General features: G+C 42.5%; 15 protein-coding genes and 3 pseudogenes. 3 read left to right on the top strand and 15 right to left on the bottom strand.

The features are described 5' to 3' along the window. On the top strand, window positions 1-181 hold a 181-nt coding region (locus ABID23_RS06855), incomplete at its 5' end, for a hypothetical protein (protein WP_354190600.1). A 550-nt stretch (window positions 182-731) separates the two neighbouring features. Here ABID23_RS06855 and bgtC read toward each other — a convergent pair. The 14 genes and pseudogenes from bgtC to clpB form a co-directional block, all read right to left on the bottom strand. After that, complete coding sequence (gene bgtC, locus ABID23_RS06850) at window positions 732-1,733, bottom strand: gene transfer agent tail collar protein BgtC (protein ID WP_354190598.1); 1,002 nt, start codon at window positions 1,731-1,733, stop codon at window positions 732-734. Further along, window positions 1,730-2,854 (bottom strand): BaGTA-type gene transfer agent maturation protease BgtD, encoded by a 1,125-nt coding sequence (bgtD, locus tag ABID23_RS06845; protein WP_354190596.1) that lies wholly within the window; start codon window positions 2,852-2,854, stop codon window positions 1,730-1,732. The genes bgtC and bgtD overlap by 4 nt, the downstream gene beginning before the upstream one ends. Then, complete coding sequence (locus ABID23_RS06840) at window positions 2,851-3,309, bottom strand: hypothetical protein (protein WP_354190594.1); 459 nt, start codon at window positions 3,307-3,309, stop codon at window positions 2,851-2,853. The genes bgtD and ABID23_RS06840 overlap by 4 nt, the downstream gene beginning before the upstream one ends. A gap of 494 nt (window positions 3,310-3,803) precedes the next feature. Beyond that, entirely contained in the window at window positions 3,804-5,267 is a 1,464-nt protein-coding gene (bgtE, locus tag ABID23_RS06835; RefSeq protein ID WP_354190592.1) for a gene transfer agent protein BgtE, read from the bottom strand. A gap of 218 nt (window positions 5,268-5,485) precedes the next feature. Next, window positions 5,486-6,169 carry a hypothetical protein gene (locus tag ABID23_RS06830; protein ID WP_354190602.1) on the bottom strand — a complete coding sequence of 228 codons (684 nt, stop codon included), beginning with the start codon at window positions 6,167-6,169 and terminating at the stop codon, window positions 5,486-5,488. A 96-nt stretch (window positions 6,170-6,265) separates the two neighbouring features. Beyond that, window positions 6,266-7,384, bottom strand: a complete 1,119-nt coding sequence (gene bgtG, locus ABID23_RS06825) for a BaGTA-type gene transfer agent major capsid protein (RefSeq protein ID WP_354190590.1) — start codon at window positions 7,382-7,384, stop codon at window positions 6,266-6,268. 323 nt (window positions 7,385-7,707) lie between these two features. Further along, window positions 7,708-8,008 (bottom strand): annotated as a pseudogene (locus ABID23_RS06820) (hypothetical protein); the annotation flags it as partial. A 171-nt stretch (window positions 8,009-8,179) separates the two neighbouring features. Further along, entirely contained in the window at window positions 8,180-8,968 is a 789-nt protein-coding gene (locus ABID23_RS06815) for a hypothetical protein (RefSeq protein ID WP_354190588.1), read from the bottom strand. A 229-nt stretch (window positions 8,969-9,197) separates the two neighbouring features. After that, entirely contained in the window at window positions 9,198-9,413 is a 216-nt protein-coding gene (locus tag ABID23_RS06810) for a hypothetical protein (RefSeq protein ID WP_354190586.1), read from the bottom strand. A gap of 99 nt (window positions 9,414-9,512) precedes the next feature. Then, a complete protein-coding gene (bgtI, locus tag ABID23_RS06805) occupies window positions 9,513-11,336 on the bottom strand; it encodes a BaGTA-type gene transfer agent portal protein BgtI (RefSeq protein ID WP_354190584.1) in 1,824 nt (607 codons plus the stop codon). Continuing rightward, a complete protein-coding gene (locus ABID23_RS06800; protein WP_354190582.1) occupies window positions 11,336-12,661 on the bottom strand; it encodes a PBSX family phage terminase large subunit in 1,326 nt (441 codons plus the stop codon). Before ABID23_RS06800 ends, bgtI begins: the two co-directional genes overlap by 1 nt. Before the next feature lie 96 nt (window positions 12,662-12,757). Then, window positions 12,758-13,125, bottom strand: a pseudogene (locus ABID23_RS06795) (hypothetical protein). Window positions 13,126-13,245: 120 nt separating this feature from the next. Further along, a pseudogene (locus ABID23_RS06790) lies at window positions 13,246-13,542 on the bottom strand (hypothetical protein); the annotation flags it as partial. Between the two features lie 571 nt (window positions 13,543-14,113). After that, window positions 14,114-16,693 (bottom strand): ATP-dependent chaperone ClpB, encoded by a 2,580-nt coding sequence (gene clpB / locus ABID23_RS06785; RefSeq protein ID WP_354190580.1) that lies wholly within the window; start codon window positions 16,691-16,693, stop codon window positions 14,114-14,116. A 529-nt stretch (window positions 16,694-17,222) separates the two neighbouring features. Here clpB and ABID23_RS06780 point away from each other — a divergent pair. Together ABID23_RS06780 and ABID23_RS06775 are read left to right on the top strand one after the other, a co-directional pair. Then, window positions 17,223-17,531 carry a DUF3472 domain-containing protein gene (locus tag ABID23_RS06780; RefSeq protein ID WP_354190578.1) on the top strand — a complete coding sequence of 103 codons (309 nt, stop codon included), beginning with the start codon at window positions 17,223-17,225 and terminating at the stop codon, window positions 17,529-17,531. A gap of 236 nt (window positions 17,532-17,767) precedes the next feature. Continuing rightward, window positions 17,768-18,085, top strand: a complete 318-nt coding sequence (locus ABID23_RS06775) for a hypothetical protein (protein WP_354190576.1) — start codon at window positions 17,768-17,770, stop codon at window positions 18,083-18,085. Window positions 18,086-18,587: 502 nt separating this feature from the next. Here ABID23_RS06775 and ABID23_RS06770 read toward each other — a convergent pair. Then, complete coding sequence (locus tag ABID23_RS06770) at window positions 18,588-18,809, bottom strand: hypothetical protein (protein WP_354190574.1); 222 nt, start codon at window positions 18,807-18,809, stop codon at window positions 18,588-18,590. Window positions 18,810-19,110 lie beyond the last annotated feature (301 nt).

Here is a 19,110-nt window from a genome sequence, read left to right as displayed (position 1 = left end):
CGCCACGCCACGCCACGCCACGCCACGCCACGCCACGCCACGCCACGCCACGCCACGCCACGCCACGCCACGCCACGCCACGCCACGCCACGCCATTGAAAAAATAAAAATTCTAAAAAGCGCCTACAAGTCTTTTTGCATTTTTTTTAGCTTTTTTTCATGTCAAGCAACACGCTTATAATGCCACACAACAATCTATAACGCTGCAGCATTTAACGCGCCATTCTCTTGCAAAGGTACTCTTGCTGGTAAAATTTTTAAAGCAAAGCATTATGATAGAAGCTTACGATTTCTTGCCCCAATTGCTATCATCACAAAAAACCTGTTACCATCACAGAGCCAATCATAGATAAACCAGATGAAGCTTCCCCTCCTTTTTTAAAAGAGAAGCCTATTCTTCTGATTCAATTTTTTACAAAAGATTTATCCCTTGAGATAAAAACACCTGATGAAAAGCAAAAATACTTTTCACTAAAAAAGCGATAACAATACATAGCGCTATAACAAAAGCAAAGAGATAAAAAGGACCATCACATACTGGAAAAATCACAAGAGATTTATCTCACTTTTTATCCCTCGCAAATATGGAATAAAAGGAAGCACTTTTTGCCCCCATTGACCATCAAAGTGACCTCCTTTGGTCACCAAAGTTGAATGTGTACCCCGAGTCGGGGCATCATTTTTTTGCACCCAATTTGAACAGTTTTTACCTTTTGGCAAAATGTTCACCCTCAAGCTTTGATCGCGTAAACAACAGCTGTATTAACCGGTCGTGTTTCGTGCTCCCCTGTTTCTTCCATCACGATTTCATGCGCGTGCTTGCCCGCAGAACCGGTATTAGTCTTTCCCTTAAACTTGTTATAGACAAAGAAATACACTGGGTCGCCTCTATCGATATAGGCTCCATACTGCTGCTGAATTTCGTGTGTATGCTCACCAGCCGCATTTGTTTTTCCTTCATGGGTATGGGCTTTAAAAGAATCTTTTTGTAAGCTTCCAAGAGAGCGTCCTTTATCAATCCCTTTGCCACTATCGAGCCCACGTAAAAACATGCCACGAAAATCCGGAACATTAAATGTTGTTTGCCCATCTCCTTTTCCCCATGTTTCTCCTAAAACATCAAAGAGATTGCCATATTCTATACGAGAATATTCCTGACCATCACACAACAACCAATCTTTTGGTATTTTTTCTGTAGCAAAAGTACCAATATATCCTGGTGAAAACGTTTCAGGTAAAGGAGGAAGAGGAGGAATTTCAGGTGGTTTAATCGTGGGGTTTGTTAAAAACCACCCATCATGATTTTTTCCTGGAATATCAGAAAGGTAGGCAATTTCATAAAGAGCCCCCTTTTGAATTTCGCCTCCCTTTAAAGGGGCAATCCCCTCAGAAGTTGCCATATAAACAGGTCGTGAAAGGAGTTGGTTTAAAGCAATATTTGTTATGCCTTTATTCACTCCCTTTGCTTTAAAGCGCACCACAATCCCATTCATATAAACCTTAAAAGAAGACTTTATCGCCAAACGAATAGAGGTGCTATTTGTCTCTTCATCGACAACAAACTGTGTTTCAGCGCCTCCTCCAATATCGAATAAATATTCTTTGATACGTTGCATCATCGCGCGTGCACTATCATTCACCGAGCTTGGAGGCTGTCCCTCTGCCCAGTTGATAATCTCATCCACAGAGGCATTTTCAGCTGCATTAAGTGACCAATCATAAATCGAACTCATAGGATATATCCTTTTTTCAAAAAGGGAAGACGCGCAAAGAAAGAAGAAAAGAACGTGATTATTTTATTTTTAGGTGCTGTTATTTTCTCCATATGCAAGCCGATTTGCTGATAATCAACATGGAGTAATTTTGTTTTGGCATTGACAAAAACAGCTTCCGGTTTCAACCGTAAGATATCTTGAGCCAACACCCCACGATAGCGCTGCGGATTTCCTTTATAATGAAAGGTATAAAGGGGATAGCCATTTTTTTCACCCACCCTCACGATATTTTCTTTTGCTCTCACATCACAAAGTCCTAGGATTCCGCCGATCAATCCGATTGCTTTTTGCGCATCACTCAACGGATCTCTTGTGATAGAGGGCATTGTCGTTGATTTTCCTGATACTGTACCGTAATTTCCAGCTGCTTTTGTTCCTACGCCGAGCAACTGTTCTAATCGGTTCCACCCTTGATTATCTTGTTCTAGCCATTTTTGACGCTGAGCATCTAATTCATTCTGGCGGTTTGTATCTTGAACGATTCCGCCCTTCAAAGCGTTGCTTTGCGCATTGCTTTGTCCTTGATAATAATTGTTTGCTGCATTAATCTGATCATAGAATGACCGATCAATCATCTGATTAGCATTCATCATATTACGCACATCTTGGTTATATTGCTGTGCGGTGGCACTTGTTGCCAATGCCCCCAATTCATCAGCGAGAACACCGGTATGTGCACCTGAGCCATATCGCCCAGCTCCAGCCATTGATTGATTAATCGCATCAGATGTATTTCTAAGGGCATTTTGCAATGCAGCATTAAATTTACTATTATTTCCAATCCAGTTTCCTTTAGCCATCCCCAGAAGGTTTGTCGCACTTTGTGTTGGTCCATTCAGCCCCTGTGTGAAAGTGGGGTTGTTATATTGTTGCGCTGCCTGCTGTAAACCGGTGAGCGCATTTTGTGTCATAGGGCTAAGCTCAGCAACGCGCTGCCCCTGATAAACATTGCCGCCTATTCCTTTATTATAAAGGTCCAGTGCTTGAGCACTGGCAGTTTTAAAGATATCAGCAGCCCAAGAAGGTGGTGCATTAACTTGTGTTGTTGTCTGCACTTGAGGTGTTGTTTTTCTACTCATGGTTTTATAACCTTTCTATAATGAATCAGATTACGCGAATATCCATGGTGGTTGAGCATTTTATCCCATCCAGCCCTTCCAAACATGTGCATTTCTTCAGCATTGATTGTGCGTGCCCACTGTTCCACTTGATCAATCAATTTGACCAATTTTGTCCCTCCCTCTCCCGCCAGATCTGAAAGGACAACGCGCTTTTTTCCGCTATGGGTTATTTCAACTTTTGTAATGGCAAAAGCACTAAATTTTGTTTTATTTTTTAAGACGAGCCACAATTGGGCTTGTCCACAAGCGAGCTCTTCAGCGATTGTTTGCAAACAAACATCATCCGGAAAGCGCTGTGCATATTTTTTCATAGCCGCATTAAGCGCCTCTTGATAAGGCGCTATTTTTTCCCATGGCCATTGATCTGTGAGATGAGCAGAATAAAGATTTTGACTATAATCCTGTGATGTCATCCTTTTTTCTCTTTCAGTTTTCTACGCATCTCCTCTTTAAACACGCGACGTCCCCACAGCATAAAACAACCCCATCACGATGATTAAAAACATTGAAATCCCCCCTACCAGCCGGTTTTAACACAACATCAAATCCTTCTCCCATGAGACCCATTCATGCCCTAAAGGAATGCACAATTTAAAACGATAAAACCTTGGCTTTACACGAGACGCCCCACCCTTACGCGAACATGGCACTACCCCATATTTTCGAGACCGCTCCCACACCAAATGGTTTTCTTCACAAAGCACAAATAATCAGTGCATACCGGTTCTAACGCAACATAAAATCCTTCTCCCATAAGACCCATTCATGCCCTAAAGGAATGCACAATTTAAAACGATAACACCTTGGCTTTACACGAGACGCCCCACCCTTGCACGAACATGGCGCTGCCCCATATTTTCGAGACCGCTTCCCACGCAAAAAGATCTGCTCCACAAAGCACAAATGATCAGCGTACACCAGCCGGTTTTAACTCAACATCAAATCCTGTCACATGAGACCAATTCATACCCTCAGGGATGCGCAATTTAAAACGATAAAATCGTGCTCTTGCACGGACATGGACTTGCCCCGTATTGTGAGATGGCTTTTTTTCTGGCAACCAAACAGTTTTTTCTTCGATAGATTGTCGAAAGCGCATTCCCACAGAGAGATAAAATTCTGCACTATTGACTTGAGGCATAATATTTTTCACCCTCGTTATCATGCCATTTGTCTGCCCCATTTCCTGTGATGTAATCACACAAGCCATAGGATCACCAGCAAACGCGCCAAGTCTTCCTTGATGATCAAAAGCACCAAGAACAGGAGATTCATTTTTCCAAACATTACTATCGAGTGAAAAGGGTAACTCATCAATATTCTGAGAGATTTTATCAAGCCCTTCTAAGGTGATTCCAGCCCAAAAGATGGGCAAAATCATTTTGATAGGCACAACAGCTTTTGTCCATTTTTGCAGTCCCCAATCATAAATGAGGAGAATAGGTTTATCGATATCGCCATCGAGACCAACCATCCAATAAACGCGATTATAGACCCCGTCGACCGCGGCTGAGAGCGTATATAGATTATTCTGACTGGCTTTTTGTGCCAGTGTTCGGTCGACTTTTTCAAAGCCAATAGGAATAATTTGTCCTTCATTGGTTATCTGATAAAATCCGCCCTCATCAGCGAAAAAGGCTAAGTCTCCTCTACAAACGATTGATTCAGCATTTTTGACCCCACGTTTATCGTGTATTTTTTGGAAGCTGAAAATAATCTTAGAGCCTGGAATAAAAGATCCAGCATAAATTGCAGAACGCATAAAGATGATTGGATTTGTTGTTTCGGTTGCCCCTTGCACAAAACCACCATCGGGAAAGTCCTGATAATCGCAACTTTTTTTCCCCACGGTCCAAAATTCAGCATCATTCAAGCCAGACCAATGAACGCGTCTTGGATGTTCACTCAACTTCATCAGACAGACAAAATCCCCCCACACGCGCACAATTCCTGCTTGGGGTGGATTTCCTCCTAAATCTCTAAAAGTTTTATCATGATTAATATCAATGACTTGTGGTTTATCATTGGCATTAACAGCAATGACATAATCACCAAACAAAGCGAAAGACCATGGCGCATCAACATTTGCGAGATAAGATTTTCCTTTTGGGCTGATATCTTTCCAAGACATTGTAGTATTATCGAGGAGGTAGATTTTTTTTTCTGTTCCCACAATAACAGAGACACCATTTTTTGATTTAACAGCATGCGCCCCTAAAAAGGTCCCAGGGCAAGCCTCTGTCAAAGGTTTAAAGCTTGGCATAGGAATATAAGAGCCATCGGCAGGCAACACATTGACGAGTTCATCGGTAAAGCAAGCATTAATGTCAGCCACATCAGGCCGATAATCAGCGATTGGAAAAAAAGCCATTGATAACCCCATTAGCAGAATATTTAAAAAGCCTTATTGATGCGATTTTTTTTAAGGCTTGTTTATTTTAACCAGAAGAGCCCTAGACCCTGTTATAAAAAGAGAAATCGCAAATGATCAAGAAGAGAGAACCGCGATTTGATACAACATCAGCCACCAACACCAACCACCAGCATCAGCCATCAATGCCAATCACCACCCCATTAAGAAAACAGGATTTAAAAACGCATAGGCAGAATCTTTGAAGCACCTTTTCGACGCGATGTTTCACATCGCAAAGCTTGGAGCTGTTCTTGAAAGTCACTAAAAGAAACAGCCGCATATTCGGGATCTTTAAGGATATTTTTATAGAGTTCGTATTTTGCCCGTGCTTTAATAAGATCAAAAGCATGAGTCCACCAAGGTCCCTCCTCACGCACCTGTTCGTTTCCACAGCGGAGGGGAGCATAAAAAAGATACACACTCTCCACCTGCTCAGGCGTTGGAAAAAGTCCTATTTTTTGATCAAGGCAAGTATAAAAGAGAGGTCTTCCTTGCGAAGGCTGTTCACCATATTGTTTCTGCAACGCCTCAAAAGACTTAAAAAGCAATGGTCTTTTTGTTAGATCATTGTTTCCTAAAATGACAGACTCCAAGGCTTTTTCTGATTCAATCAAAACACCTTCTTCTTGTCCGTACCACGTTTTTCCCCTTTGTGTTTTTAACATCACCTGTTTTTTTTCGTTAAAAAAGAAGGGTTCCCGTTCACACAAGCGCAAAGCCGTAAAAATTGAATCTTGAATTTGAACAGAATATTCATCGGTTGTATCGTCGATTTCATCTTGAATAAGCGCGACCATATAATCAAAACTTTTGTGATTCAATGGTGAGAGCTCATTATGATCATCAGCAAAATCGGTCATCATCAGAGATAATCCTTTATGTATAAAGCCTTGACCTCTCTCCCCAACAAACACGCTCATTGGGAAGAGAAGATTGAAAAGCTTTCATAAAATTGTTTAAGCAGGCACGCCATAAGTTGGAATCACAATGGTCGCGAAATCCTGAGCACCTTGCGTACTTCCTGGCAAAGTGAAGCATGTTTTTTTCATACCAATAATGGTTTTTGCTGCAACACCAAACTCTCTTTCATAGTCGAAGAGCTCTTCCACCAATTTATAACGTGTTGCCCCACGGTCTTTTCCAAAAGCGATCACAGCACTCTGCGCGCCCAACAGCACAGCTCGGCGTACATTGGACACCGGTTTATTGGTTTCCCCCGATTCAACACCTTCGGTGATGTGTTCGGCTTCACGCAAGACAACACCATTATACATCCCCAGCGAACCATCATAGATTGGGTTTTTGAGACGGCTTCCATTATAGATTGCTTTGGTAATATCAAGCCACTGCCCAGCATCTGTATTGGTGCGCAATTGTGTGACTTGCGTTGGATGAAGATAAAGCACATAGACATTTTCACCATCAACGCGTACAGGTCTAATTTTTGGATTTGCCAGCTTAGCCCGTTCAACGGCTTTATCGATTAATTTAAGATTAAAGACATCATTTTCTTTCAAGTCTTCATCTTTTGTTTTTCCATTCGGCCGCACAACTCGTTTACTGGTTGGTGCAGTTGGCGCATTAAAGCCATAATGGACCGGTTTAAGGTTAATAGAGCGCCCTTCAAAGTTAATCGCTTTTGCGGTATATCCGCAAACTTGAATGAAGAACATCATACTAAGACGATCAGCATACCAATCAACCAAGCCATTTTTGGCTTCAGTACGCAAATCGTGCAAAATACGTTGCTGATCAATTGTGCCTTCATTTTTAACACGCACAGCATGAACCAGTTCATTAATGGCCAAGCGATCACTGAGAAATTGGAGCGCTTCTTCATTTCCTTCCAGCGCTTGTCCCTCACTCACCCCATCACCGAGCAACTGTACCCGCAAATTAAAGCTCACGGCATCACCACTTGCTTTGGTGGTTTCATCTTTTAATTGTACAATACTGTTGGAATCTTCTCCAATCAAAGGCGCAATAGGGATTGCTTTTGACACTTCTTGGTTCAATAGTTTAGACCATGTGCGTACTGCCATTGGGTCATTAATTCCGATATAGGTTACGGCCATTTTATCCTCTTAAAGATTATTGACATAAAAAAAACCGGCAAATCACCGGTTGTAAACATTTCAAACTTTTTCACTTCCAAATAATGGATTGATTATTTCACATGATTTTAATCGTCTTTTGCACCCCCTTTGAGAAACGCCCCCAGCCCCACCAAATAACTCCCCACCCAATCCCCCCAATAACCACTGAAAACACTCAAACATCTTCGCCTCAAAAGCCCCACAGATGCCACAAAACACTCAAGCAACATTCGCCCACGAATGCTACAAAACAAACAACACCCACCAAAACTCCCGAGCATATCTGCTTTTACAGTTCTCCACCCCCCCAGCAAGCGGTTAAAAGAGGCTCTGTTTTGGGAATAAAACCCCCATGGGATCAGAAACCCAATTGCTCAATTCGGCTTCCGACATTTTGTCAAGCATATCCAGAGAAATGGGTCCATTCGGAGTCAAGCCATTATAGGCAGCAAGCGTGCGTGCAGAATTGTGTCTTTCCTGCAAGTTTTCATTCATAGGCTGAGATGTGTTTGTATAACCAACTTTTTGCGCAATAGCATAAATCACTTCAGCAGGATTTTGATTTTTTTTCGCACAATCGCGTAAAATTTGCTTCAATTCATTTCAAAAGCGCCACCTCAAAAGCTTCCATAAATACCACAAACGCGCCAAACGCACCTACCTCAAAAGCCCCCGCAGATGTCACCGAAAACGCTTAGAATACCTGCCAAAGCTCCCACAGTTGCCACCAAACACACTCAAGCAACCCACCAAAACTCCCGAGCATATCTGCTTTTACAGTTCTCCCCCCCCCATCAAGCGGTTAAAAGAGGCTCTGTTTTTAGGGTCAGAAACCCAATTGCTAAATTCAGCTTCCGACATTTTGTCAAGCATATCCAGAGAAATGGGTCCATTTGGAGTCAAGCCATTATAGGCAGCAAGCGTGCGTGCAGAATTGTGTCTTTCCTGCAAGTTTTCATTCATAGGCTGAGATGTGTTTGTATAGCCAATTTTTTGCGCAATAGCATAAATCACTTCAGCAGGATTTTGATTTTTTTTCGCACAATCGCGTAAAATTTGCTTCAATTCATTTCCAATCACCCCATCCACGACATTTTGGTCTGCCATTTCAGGATAAAGTGAAGCATAAGCAGCCAATTGCTTAGCGCGGGTTTCATAAATAAAATCGGCAGCTTGATCAAAGTCATGATGCCTTTGCTTCACAGCAACAACAGATTTCTGATAGAAATCATGCAACTGTTCTGCTGCAAGAGCAGGAGAAGAAGATTGTTGTGAAAGCAAAGCTTCTTGTTTATGAAGCGCTTGTCCTAACCACTTTATATACCCCATAAAGTCCTTTTGCGGATCTGGAGGCACTTCCCCGTTCGCCTCATTTTGAGCATCTTTTTCCTGTGTAGCGTCTTGCAATAATTGCTGTTGAGACGCGCTTGGCTCAGTTTGAGGATTTTCTTGCAGAGCTTTTTCTCCTGCAATCAATTCGCTGTTTTCTTTCTGTTCGACTCCTGAAAGCTCCCCTTGTTTTAATTGATTTTGTTCCGCTAGCGTTAATTTTTCTGTATCCATAATGTTAGCCTTCTTTTTTCAAACAATAAGATTATATTTTTTTACAAACAGACCAGCACAAGCCACTCCCCCACACAACTCCCTTCTCACAAGACTTTGCCCTTCACTCCCACACACCAACTAAGGTCTATGCACATTCTGCAAAAGCAATACCAGCAGTCGCTCTCAACACACCTAGCATCCTACAAACACTGTGCTCCTCGCCCTTCCAAAACGCATTTAAGCCTGCTCATTGGCATTGTGAAAAAGAGAGTGCAGCAACGGATTCACTCCAGCATGGACGGCGACCTTGCAATGGAACGCTTTGCTCACCTAAATTCTGATTTTGTGTTTTGACAGCAATTCTGTGGATAAATGACGCCGATAAAAGGCGAATAAAAGAGCAAACCACTCCACCCTCACACAACTCCCATCCCATAACACTTTGCCCTTCACCAACACACACCAACAGGTCTATGCACATTCTGCAAAAACAGCACCAACCGCCGCTCTCAACACACCTACCATCTCACAACACTGTGTTCCTCGCCCCTCCAAAACGCATTTAAGCCTGTTCATCAGCATTGTGAAAAAGAGAGTGCAGCAACTGCTCCACTCCAGCATCAGCGTTGCCTTGCAATGGAGCGCTTTGTTCCTCTAAATTTTGATTTTGTGCTTTAACGGCAATTTTGTGGATCAATGATGCCGGCAAAGGCGAATAACGTAAAAGATCGAGCATAATCTCTGGCGTTGCGAAATTCTGCATTAAAGGCAACAATTGCATAATAATGGCAAATGTGCGCTCTTTTTCATTAAGACTTGTTGGCGCATCATCAACCACAATATCATATTCCAAACTGGTAACCATTTCGCGTGTCAGCGGCACATATTGTGCATTTTCATCTCCAGCAATGCGGACCAATCGTCCATCGGAAAGATAATTTTGGATAAGATAGAGAATAATTTTTCCCTGCCTTTGGCGATACCGGCGCAAACCATCAAAGAAAGAAGCCAACAAATTGAGTGTTGATTGCCGCCGTTGCTGTTCTAAGATTCCGGGTTGATTGACAGCACGTGTACCAATAAATTCCGAAGACAATCCAGTCACTTGTTCGAGTGCGCCTTTTGCTTCATTAAAGAGCTGAAAGAAGCCTTGTGGAAATTGTGCAACGGGTTTAGGCTGGATTCGTCCTCCCGCCACAGCACCACTTTTCAACCAAGTAATACTGTCTGCTCTTGCCCAACTTTCCATAGCCTGTCGATCATCATCAAAAGCATCACGTTCTGCCATAATACCGCCTTTTGACTGACTATTGAGCAGATGCATGATTTGGCTAAAATATTTATTAGCCCAACGTTGTGGATCTTTTGTTGGCTTCACAATACCATAGAACTGCCTGCTTAATTTATCAAAGGTTCCGGTAATACATTCCCACCCCAATTGATTAGATGGCACCAAAGGCTTATCTGGCGCGTCGAGCAATTTTCTCCCCAAAAAAGCACGTTTGACAATTTTTTTATTCAACCTTGTTGCTTGAATATCAGGAAATTCCTTGACTAAATTTTCGAATTCTTTTTCTGAATAGTCAATAAACTTTCCACTTTGTGGATCGAGAACTTTATAAACAACCTCCCGTTCGAACCAGCGACATTCTGCCAATGTGACCATTTTCGGCTGTTGATAACTGTTTGTTCCGTCTAAGTTATCAGCACTTCCTTTCATATCACCATAATTTGCTTGGTGCGAAGATGCGCGCTGCCCAACCCAATCGGCATCGAGATCACTCCAATGGACATGAGGAAACATTTCCCTGGCCACATCCAAAGGCTTTTCATCAATATACCATAGGTGCTGTGCATCGATAAGGTTTGGTTTAATAGCGCTTGCATCCCATACCATTTTCATAGGATCTAATCGTGCGATAACGGGTTTTCCTTGGGGATCTTCTTCATAATCGAGCCGTGTATCGGTCCATCCCATTCCACAAATAATTGTGTCTTGAAAGGCATCGGAATCTTCATATTCGCCATCAGCTTCATCACGAAACCACTCAGCCGCTCCGGTGAGGATTTGGTTGGCAAATGCAGCGCCTTCTTGGCGTGGAATAAACTGCACCTGTCGTTTATTGTTGCGTTCAGCCCCAATGACAGCATTAATCAAAGGAGCGATGCGGTTAAAGGTCATGACAGGTCTATTTTGTTCATGCAAAACGTTGAGATCTTGTTCATTCCACTGGCGTCCATTATAAAAGTCATAGTCTTCTTGTGCATTTTTTCGCCATTTTTCAACATGGTTAATATCATCATGATACCATCCGACGAGTTTTTTAAAGAGTGCTTGTTGTTCAACTGTTTCGATTGAATCGAAATGATTTTTAGAAATATTCATTAAAAAGCCATCCATGAGGTTTGAGAATGGTGAGGAAAGTGATAAGCATTTTTTCGAGATTTGTTCCGTGGCTGTTCATAAGCAATACACATAAGTCCAAAACTATCAGCGCCATGGCTTGCCCAATCATGTTCAGCGCCCAGTCCAATATTACGCTGTTCATCACGTTTTTCATGATACCAAGCGAGCGCTTTTCTGCCCGCCTTTGTTGTTTCCCGGTTAAACCATATAGCGGGAAACAATCGCCTTACGGCTTCGATGCGCATTTTGACAGCGCCGACCCCTTGATTCGGAATCACTCTGGTTTGAAACCCAGCTTGTTGAAGAGCACTTTCGAAACTCACATTATAGACACGATCTTTTGTCGCTCCATCATGGGGCAAAACCATCAGCGCTTTGTCATATCCCTTTTGGAACACCCACCCAATATGCTCTGAAAGAGGCTGTCCTTGTGCCTCATAATAATCAAGCACACGAATTTCCCGTCCCACAAATTGGGCAACCCACAAAGCAGTCGCATCGGCTTTTGCGCCTGTTCCACCGATATCCCAAAAGATTCTCATCTGCATCAATGGATCACGTGGCACAGTGGTAATACGCCCCTCCTGTTCGGCTTCAAGAAGGGCTTTTTGGTAATAAGCACCTTGCACAGCTTGGAGATATTCTCCTTCCCAAATATGGTTATATTGTTCCGGTCTTTGTTGCAAATCAGCCTGCCGATCACGATTCAGTTTTTCTGGGAATTGAGGATTATCGCGCCAATTGATTTCAGCTCCTTTGATATTGGGATCATTGACATACCTAAAGCGTTTTTCTACAGGTGCATTTTCACGAGACGGATTCCACGTGACCCATAACTCTGCATTCCAGTCTTTTCCTTCTTCACGCAAAGTTGGAATGAGTGTTTGCCAAGCGGTTTCAGTCACAGGCTCCGCCTCATCAACCCAGCAAAGAAAGACACGCCCCATTGATTTAATACTAGCAATATTACGATCAAGCCCAGCAAAAACATAGACGATACGTCCATCTTTTGACTTAATATATTTATCTCCGATTTCATAATAGTCTTTTAGAAAAGGGTATGCTTCAATAGCGCGTTTAATTTCCTCCAACGAACTTTCATTAAGAGAGTTTTGAAATTGTCGTGCACAGAGAATAATTCCCCGTTCTCCTGCTTTTCCATGCCGATACCCGATAACAGCAGACATCAAAGCAAAGGAACGTGTTTTTCCAGACCCACGCCCTCCCCAAGCGGACCGAACATCGGCTTTTCCAGTAAAAACCGGAATAAGCTTTGGAATCAGAGCAATCTGCGTCGTTTTCATCAATCAAGCACGCCCTCTCACTGCATCTTCAAAGACCATAATCGACAAAGCACTCCTACTCAGCATCCCGAAAGACCACAATCAACACCCCCTAGATCACGATTTTTTCACTCTACAAACAGCATCTACTTTCTCTGCAGTCTCAGCCACAGCATCCTCTGCACTGATTTCAACCGCCTTATCCTTCACATTCACTGAAGCCTCCACCACAGAACCTTCAGCTTTCACCGGAACAATCTCAATACGTGAAACCGTCTTCACATCTCCTCCTGCTTGTCCAGTCTGTAGAGGCAAAACTTTTGCAAGAAGGGAAAAAAAGGCACAGGATTATTCAACGCATGATATTGCAGATAAGAGACCAACCCATCTTCACCATACTGATATCCAGCCTGCTCAGCGGCTGTCAGCAGAGCTTCATTAAAACGGATTTTTGTTTTATTCAAAGCCCCTTGCGTCCTCTTCAACGTAAAAGATCACGATTTTTTCACTTTACAAACAGCATTTACTTTCTCTGCAATCCCAGTCCCTACCACGCCACCCTCTGCACTGGTTTCAACCGCCTTATCCTTCACATTCACTGAAGCCTCCACCACAGAACCTTCAGCTTTCACCGGAACAATCTCAATACGTGAAACCGTCTTCACATCTCCTCCTGCTTGTCCAGTCTGTAGAGGCAAAACTTTTGCAAGAAGGGAAAAAAAAGGCACAGGATTATTCAACGCATGATATTGCAGATAAGAGACCAACCCATCTTCACCATACTGATATCCAGCCTGCTCAGCGGCTGTCAGCAGAGCTTCATTAAAACGGATTTTTGTTTTATTCAAAGCCCCTTTTGGGCGTCCTCTTCGACGTAAAGGAAGACAAGTTTTATCTGCCATCATTATACTCCTCAAGAGAAGCTCATTTCTCACCATAAATAACGTAAAATCGACAATGAAATTTCAAGCACAACCAATATGTTTTTGATCAGAGATTAAAAACCTCCGTTTCCGGCCCCTAGCGCACCAGACATTCCCTTTATAGACCACGGAAAAACTTATTGATTATACGTTCTGATTGATGTCGCTGATATCGGTGATGAAGACACCCCACAACCAGTTTTAATGAAAAATCTACATTCAAGAACCACAACTTTTAAGATTCTGCAAAGAGCCAAGTTAAAACTCTCGAAAATTCCCCCTCGGCAAAACCGAACAACAAGCTCAACCGAACGAATTCATATGATGATTTGCCCCCTGCGTTACTCTATCCCCTGAAAGAACACACAACTATGATTCTATCGTTATGATACTGGTTCAGATTTACCTTGTCAAGTCTTTTCTGTTTTTATCATCATTTTTTTCACCTATAAGCATATTTCTTCACTTATGGGTCTGTGCGCATCTCTCACCATTTTAATACGAGAGCCCTGCTTAACGCAGAGGGCTCTTTTTAATTTTCTGTCACAAATTAATTTTCCGCCACAAAAGCAAATCGATCGCCTTCCTTTGTCACTGTCACTGTCATCTCATCATGAATTTTTCCAAATAAGATATCTTCAGCGAGAGGATCTTGAATTTCTTTTTGGATAATGCGTTTGAGAGGACGTGCCCCATAGAGAGGATCATATCCTTTTTCGGCGAGAGCTCTTCGCACTTCGGGCTTGACATCCAATGTTATTTGGCGTTCATCAAGTAAATTTTGCAAATGTTGTATCTGAATATCGACGATTTGTTCCATATCCTTTCGCTGTAATCTTTGAAAAAGAATAATCTCATCGATACGATTAAGAAACTCCGGACGGAAAGACGTTTTCACGACTTTCATAACATCCTCTTTAACCTGATCGGTTGTTTGTCCTTCAGGCAAAGCGGTTAAAAATTCAGCTCCAAGATTTGACGTCATAATCAGCAAAGTGTTGCGAAAATCGACCGTACGTCCTTGCCCATCCGTCAAACGTCCCTCATCGAGCACTTGCAACAAGAGATTAAAAATATCGGAATGGGCTTTTTCAATTTCATCAAAGAGAATGACTTGGTAAGGTCTTCTACGCACGGCTTCGGTTAACACGCCCCCTTCTTCATATCCGACATATCCTGGCGGCGCACCAATCAAACGTGCACCGGCATGTTTTTCCATATATTCAGACATATCGATACGCAACATTGCGTTTTGATCTTGGAAGAGAAAAGCAGCAAGTGCTTTGGTGAGTTCGGTTTTTCCCACACCGGTTGGTCCCAAAAACATAAAGGAACCGATAGGACGATTTGGATCTTGCAACCCAGCACGCGCACGTCGCACAGCACGAGAGACAGCTTGCACGGCTTCTCCTTGTCCCACCACACGCGTGCTAATTTCATCTTCCATACGCAATAACGACTCTCGTTCTGCCTCGAGCATACGATCGACGGGAATTCCAGTCCAGCGTGAAACGATGCGAGCCACATGTTCGGCCGTAACGGTTTCTTCGACAAGATGATTTTGCTGATCATCATTTTCAGCGATACTTAATTGTTTTTCGAGCTGTGGGATGACGCTATAAGCGAGCTCTCCAGCTTTTTGGAACTGTCCATCACGTTGAGCAATTGCGAGAGCATTACGGGCTTCTTCAAGCTGTTTTTTCAAATCGGCAGCATGTCCTAATTTTTGTTTTTCTGCCTGCCAAGCCGTTGTCATTTCTTTCGACTGTTGTTCCAATGTATCCAGTTCATCTTGCACGTCTTTCAAACGTTCTTTTGCCGTTGGCTCAACATCTGTTTTCAAAGCTTCCCGTTCGATTTTCAACTGCAAGATACGCCGATCAAGAACATCCAGTTCTTCCGGTTTTGAATCGACCTGCATCCGTAAGCGTGCAGCCGCTTCATCGATCAGATCAATGGCTTTATCGGGTAAGAAACGATCCGTAATATAGCGGTTAGAAAGGCGTGCAGCAGCGATGAGAGCACTGTCGGCAAGACGCACTTTATGATGTTGTTCATATTTTTCTTTAATTCCGCGCAAAATAGAGATTGTATCATCCAAGCTTGGTTCTGGCACAAAGACAGGTTGGAATCGACGTGCAAGCGCAGCATCTTTTTCGACATATTTTCGATATTCATCAAGTGTTGTAGCGCCCACACAATGGAGCTCTCCACGTGCCAGCGCTGGTTTTAAGAGGTTTGATGCATCCATAGGTCCATCAGATTTCCCAGCCCCAACAAGATTATGCAATTCATCAATAAACAGAATAATTTGCCCGTTTTCGGCTTGCACTTCAGCCAACACGGCTTTAAGGCGCTCTTCAAATTCACCGCGATATTTCGCACCGGCGATAAGCGCTCCCATATCAAGCGCATAAAGTTGTTTATGACGCAAAGTTTCCGGCACATCTCCATTCACAATGCGCAGAGCTAAACCTTCGACAATGGCTGTTTTTCCCACACCGGGCTCACCGATAAGCACGGGGTTATTTTTGGTGCGCCGTGAAAGGACTTGAATAGTGCGCCGAATTTCTTCTTCACGCCCAATAACAGGATCAAGCTTTCCTTCACGTGCATCTTTGGTAAGATCACGGGCATATTTTTTCAAGGCGTCATATTGACTTTCGGCATGAGGGCTGGTGGCTGTTTTTCCCTTACGCAGATCATTAATAGCTTGATTGAGTGCTTGTGGGTTCAAACCTGCTTTTGTTAAAATATCGGCTGTTTTTGCCGTTTTTTCCATGATGAGCGCTTGCAACACGCGCTCCACTGTCACAAATTGATCCCCTGCTTTTTTTGCGAGTTCTTCAGCCATAGTGAAAACTTTTGCCAAGGGCTGCGACATATAGAGCTGCCCATTTCCCCCTTGCACTTTTGGCAAAGCCTCCAGCGCTTCTTTGAGCATTTTTTGAATGAGAGAAAGATCACCTCCGGCTTTTTGGATCAGTGATGCTGCCAATCCTTGTCCATCATCTAACAACACTTTAAGAAAGTGTTCTGGCATAAACTGCTGATGATCAGAAGAGAGAGCATTATTTTGTGCTGTTTGTAAAAAACCTTGCAACCGTTCGCTATATTTTTCTAGGTTCATTTTTTTCCTTTCTTGCACCACCACTGCTCAGTCTCGATAAAATGGGCAAAGATCACCAAAGTCCTCCCAAACACAGGGAAGAAAGCAGCATAAAGAATAGTGCTAAAACGAATATGGGACCTCACAAGCACCATAGCAAGAGGGTAAAGAAGATATTATTTTTGGCTAAAGCCGACATTTTTGATCACCACAGACAGACTATTTAAAATAACAGTGAAAGTATAACTTTTTTCACATCTTTTCAGTTAAATAAAAAAATATTTTATGTATAATAAAAAAATTAGAATATTTCTCATATTTTTTATCAAAAAAATAGTAAATACATGCTTTAATATTTCCATCTTACACTGCGCCTAACGAAACTAAAGGAGGTTAAATATGTACCGCAATGTAAAAAAGATATTTTTATTCCTTCTCATCAGTAAGCCAAGTTATGCTGTTTTCGTAGGAAAAGTTATTACGATGGAACATTCGTGGCCTGAGAATATATCCTTCAAAACTATGTCTTTCTTTCAGCAAATAACTTACGATGATGGTCCTGATTCCATCTATTTTTGGGAGGAATCAATTCCAGTTTGAAAATGGAAAAAGTGGAGCTATCGCTTTTTTCAACAGAGGACGTCATACCCTTCACTTCTCTATCTGGAATGCAACGGGATGGAAAAGTGATAAATGCCAGCATTTTACGCATAAAGGCTCAGGAGTGCGCTGCGAAATTGAATTTCCATGGAAAATTGGACGTCGATATCAAATAGATGTTTCCAAGAATGAAAATCTCATAACAGGAACAATCACTGATCTTATATCTGGTAAAAAAAACAACGGTTGGCGTCATTGAAGTCCCCAAAGACTTTGGCAACCTTCAGAAATCTTCAAGTTTTGTTGAAGATCATTCTCGTTGGAAGAGGCATCTTTCATCCTGTTATGTCTTGAGTCCCCAAAACTCAACCTTTTTTAGCCCTTTCTCGCGTGGCACAGACAATACCCCATACCAAGCGCAGCTTAAGGCTTCTGCTCAAGGAGGCTGGTAAAGATCCTTACATTGTCCAAATATGATGTAAATCCAGTTTTTGCATGAATAGTATAAGCGACCTTGGGGGGTTAGCATCACCTGATGCGCCAGCAGTGAAAATTGTCAATGGGAAAGATCTATCTGCACAAGCGATTTCAGATGCTTTAAAAAAAGAAGAGCTTATTGCCATTCGTCTACAAAATGGCTCTTGGTCACCCAAGATTATGTTTCCCGCTCCTAATCTCTTTAAATGGAAATCACTCTTTGTGGACCATCAAGCAACTCTCTCTTCTATACTTCACATCAACAACAAAACACAAACTGTTACCGCAGGACAAAAGATCATGTATATGTCTAATGGGAAAACCTGGAAAAGATGAAAACAAATTAATCTTTTTTCAAAATGGAAAGACCCTCCCATCGGTTTATTTTCTCATTTAAGGGGGGGAGCATTTTGCTCTCCCCATTATTTTTTCACTTTATTTTAGCCTGATCGTTTCACCTTGGCTGAATAAACACTTTCACTTTAAAAAAAGTCCTTCCTCAACACTCACGCTCCATTTTCAAGCATCCACATCCCACACGAACCTCACGCCCCTAAGCAAGAATATTCAATCCTTTGTAAACCTCTCTCCCACCAGCACCCCAATACGAAAATACATAAAAAATACCGAAAGAAAAGCTCTCACCTTCTCCTCCCTCGTTTCAAACAGCAAATCCTGCTTCTTTTGTTTCATATTTTTAAACGCGCCACACTTTTTTATTCTTCTTTATCCCTTACATTATCACCTATCTTCAGAGATGGTGGCAGAATATAAGCAACCAAAAGCCATCGACTCAAAACACGATCTTACTTTCATTTTAACCTCACAGCTTTTTTCATCAATTTCCTTCGATCACAAAAAAGCACCTCAACACTCCTTTACCGCCCCACAAACGCAATAAAGATTCCACAATAGCCTTCTCTCCAATACCCAGCATCCCAAAACGGCAAACACTGTTCCAACCATTCTCTGGCATGGACGAGATCCCTATTGTCCCTTTCCGGTCAGAAACGTCTCCCCCCTCACCCCCACCAATTCGTAAATGCCAAAACACCCTCAAGCAAGCTCTTCTCCTCAAAATTCTCTCAACACGCACACTCCGTTTTCAAATATCCATATCTCACACAAGCTTCCTCCATCTCAACTGGAATACTCCATCCTCTCTCCCATCAACGAAAAGCTAAAACAGTATCAAGCCCCATACGCCCCCCTACACTTTTTTTACCATAAGAAGGCTCCCAACACTTAACTCACCCATTTCCCCCTTTTACACCCCACTCACACAATCCAAAGGCAAATTTCCCCCTTCCAACAACCGCCCCAGACATCCTCACCCCACACTCCTTCCCATAAAAGCATTT

It is taken from the genome of Bartonella silvatica (assembly GCF_040545155.1).
GTDB classification, from domain to species: Bacteria; Pseudomonadota; Alphaproteobacteria; order Rhizobiales; family Rhizobiaceae; genus Bartonella; species Bartonella silvatica.
The sequence above is the reverse complement of the archived record's forward strand: the minus strand, read 5'-3'. Positions and strand labels throughout refer to the sequence as shown.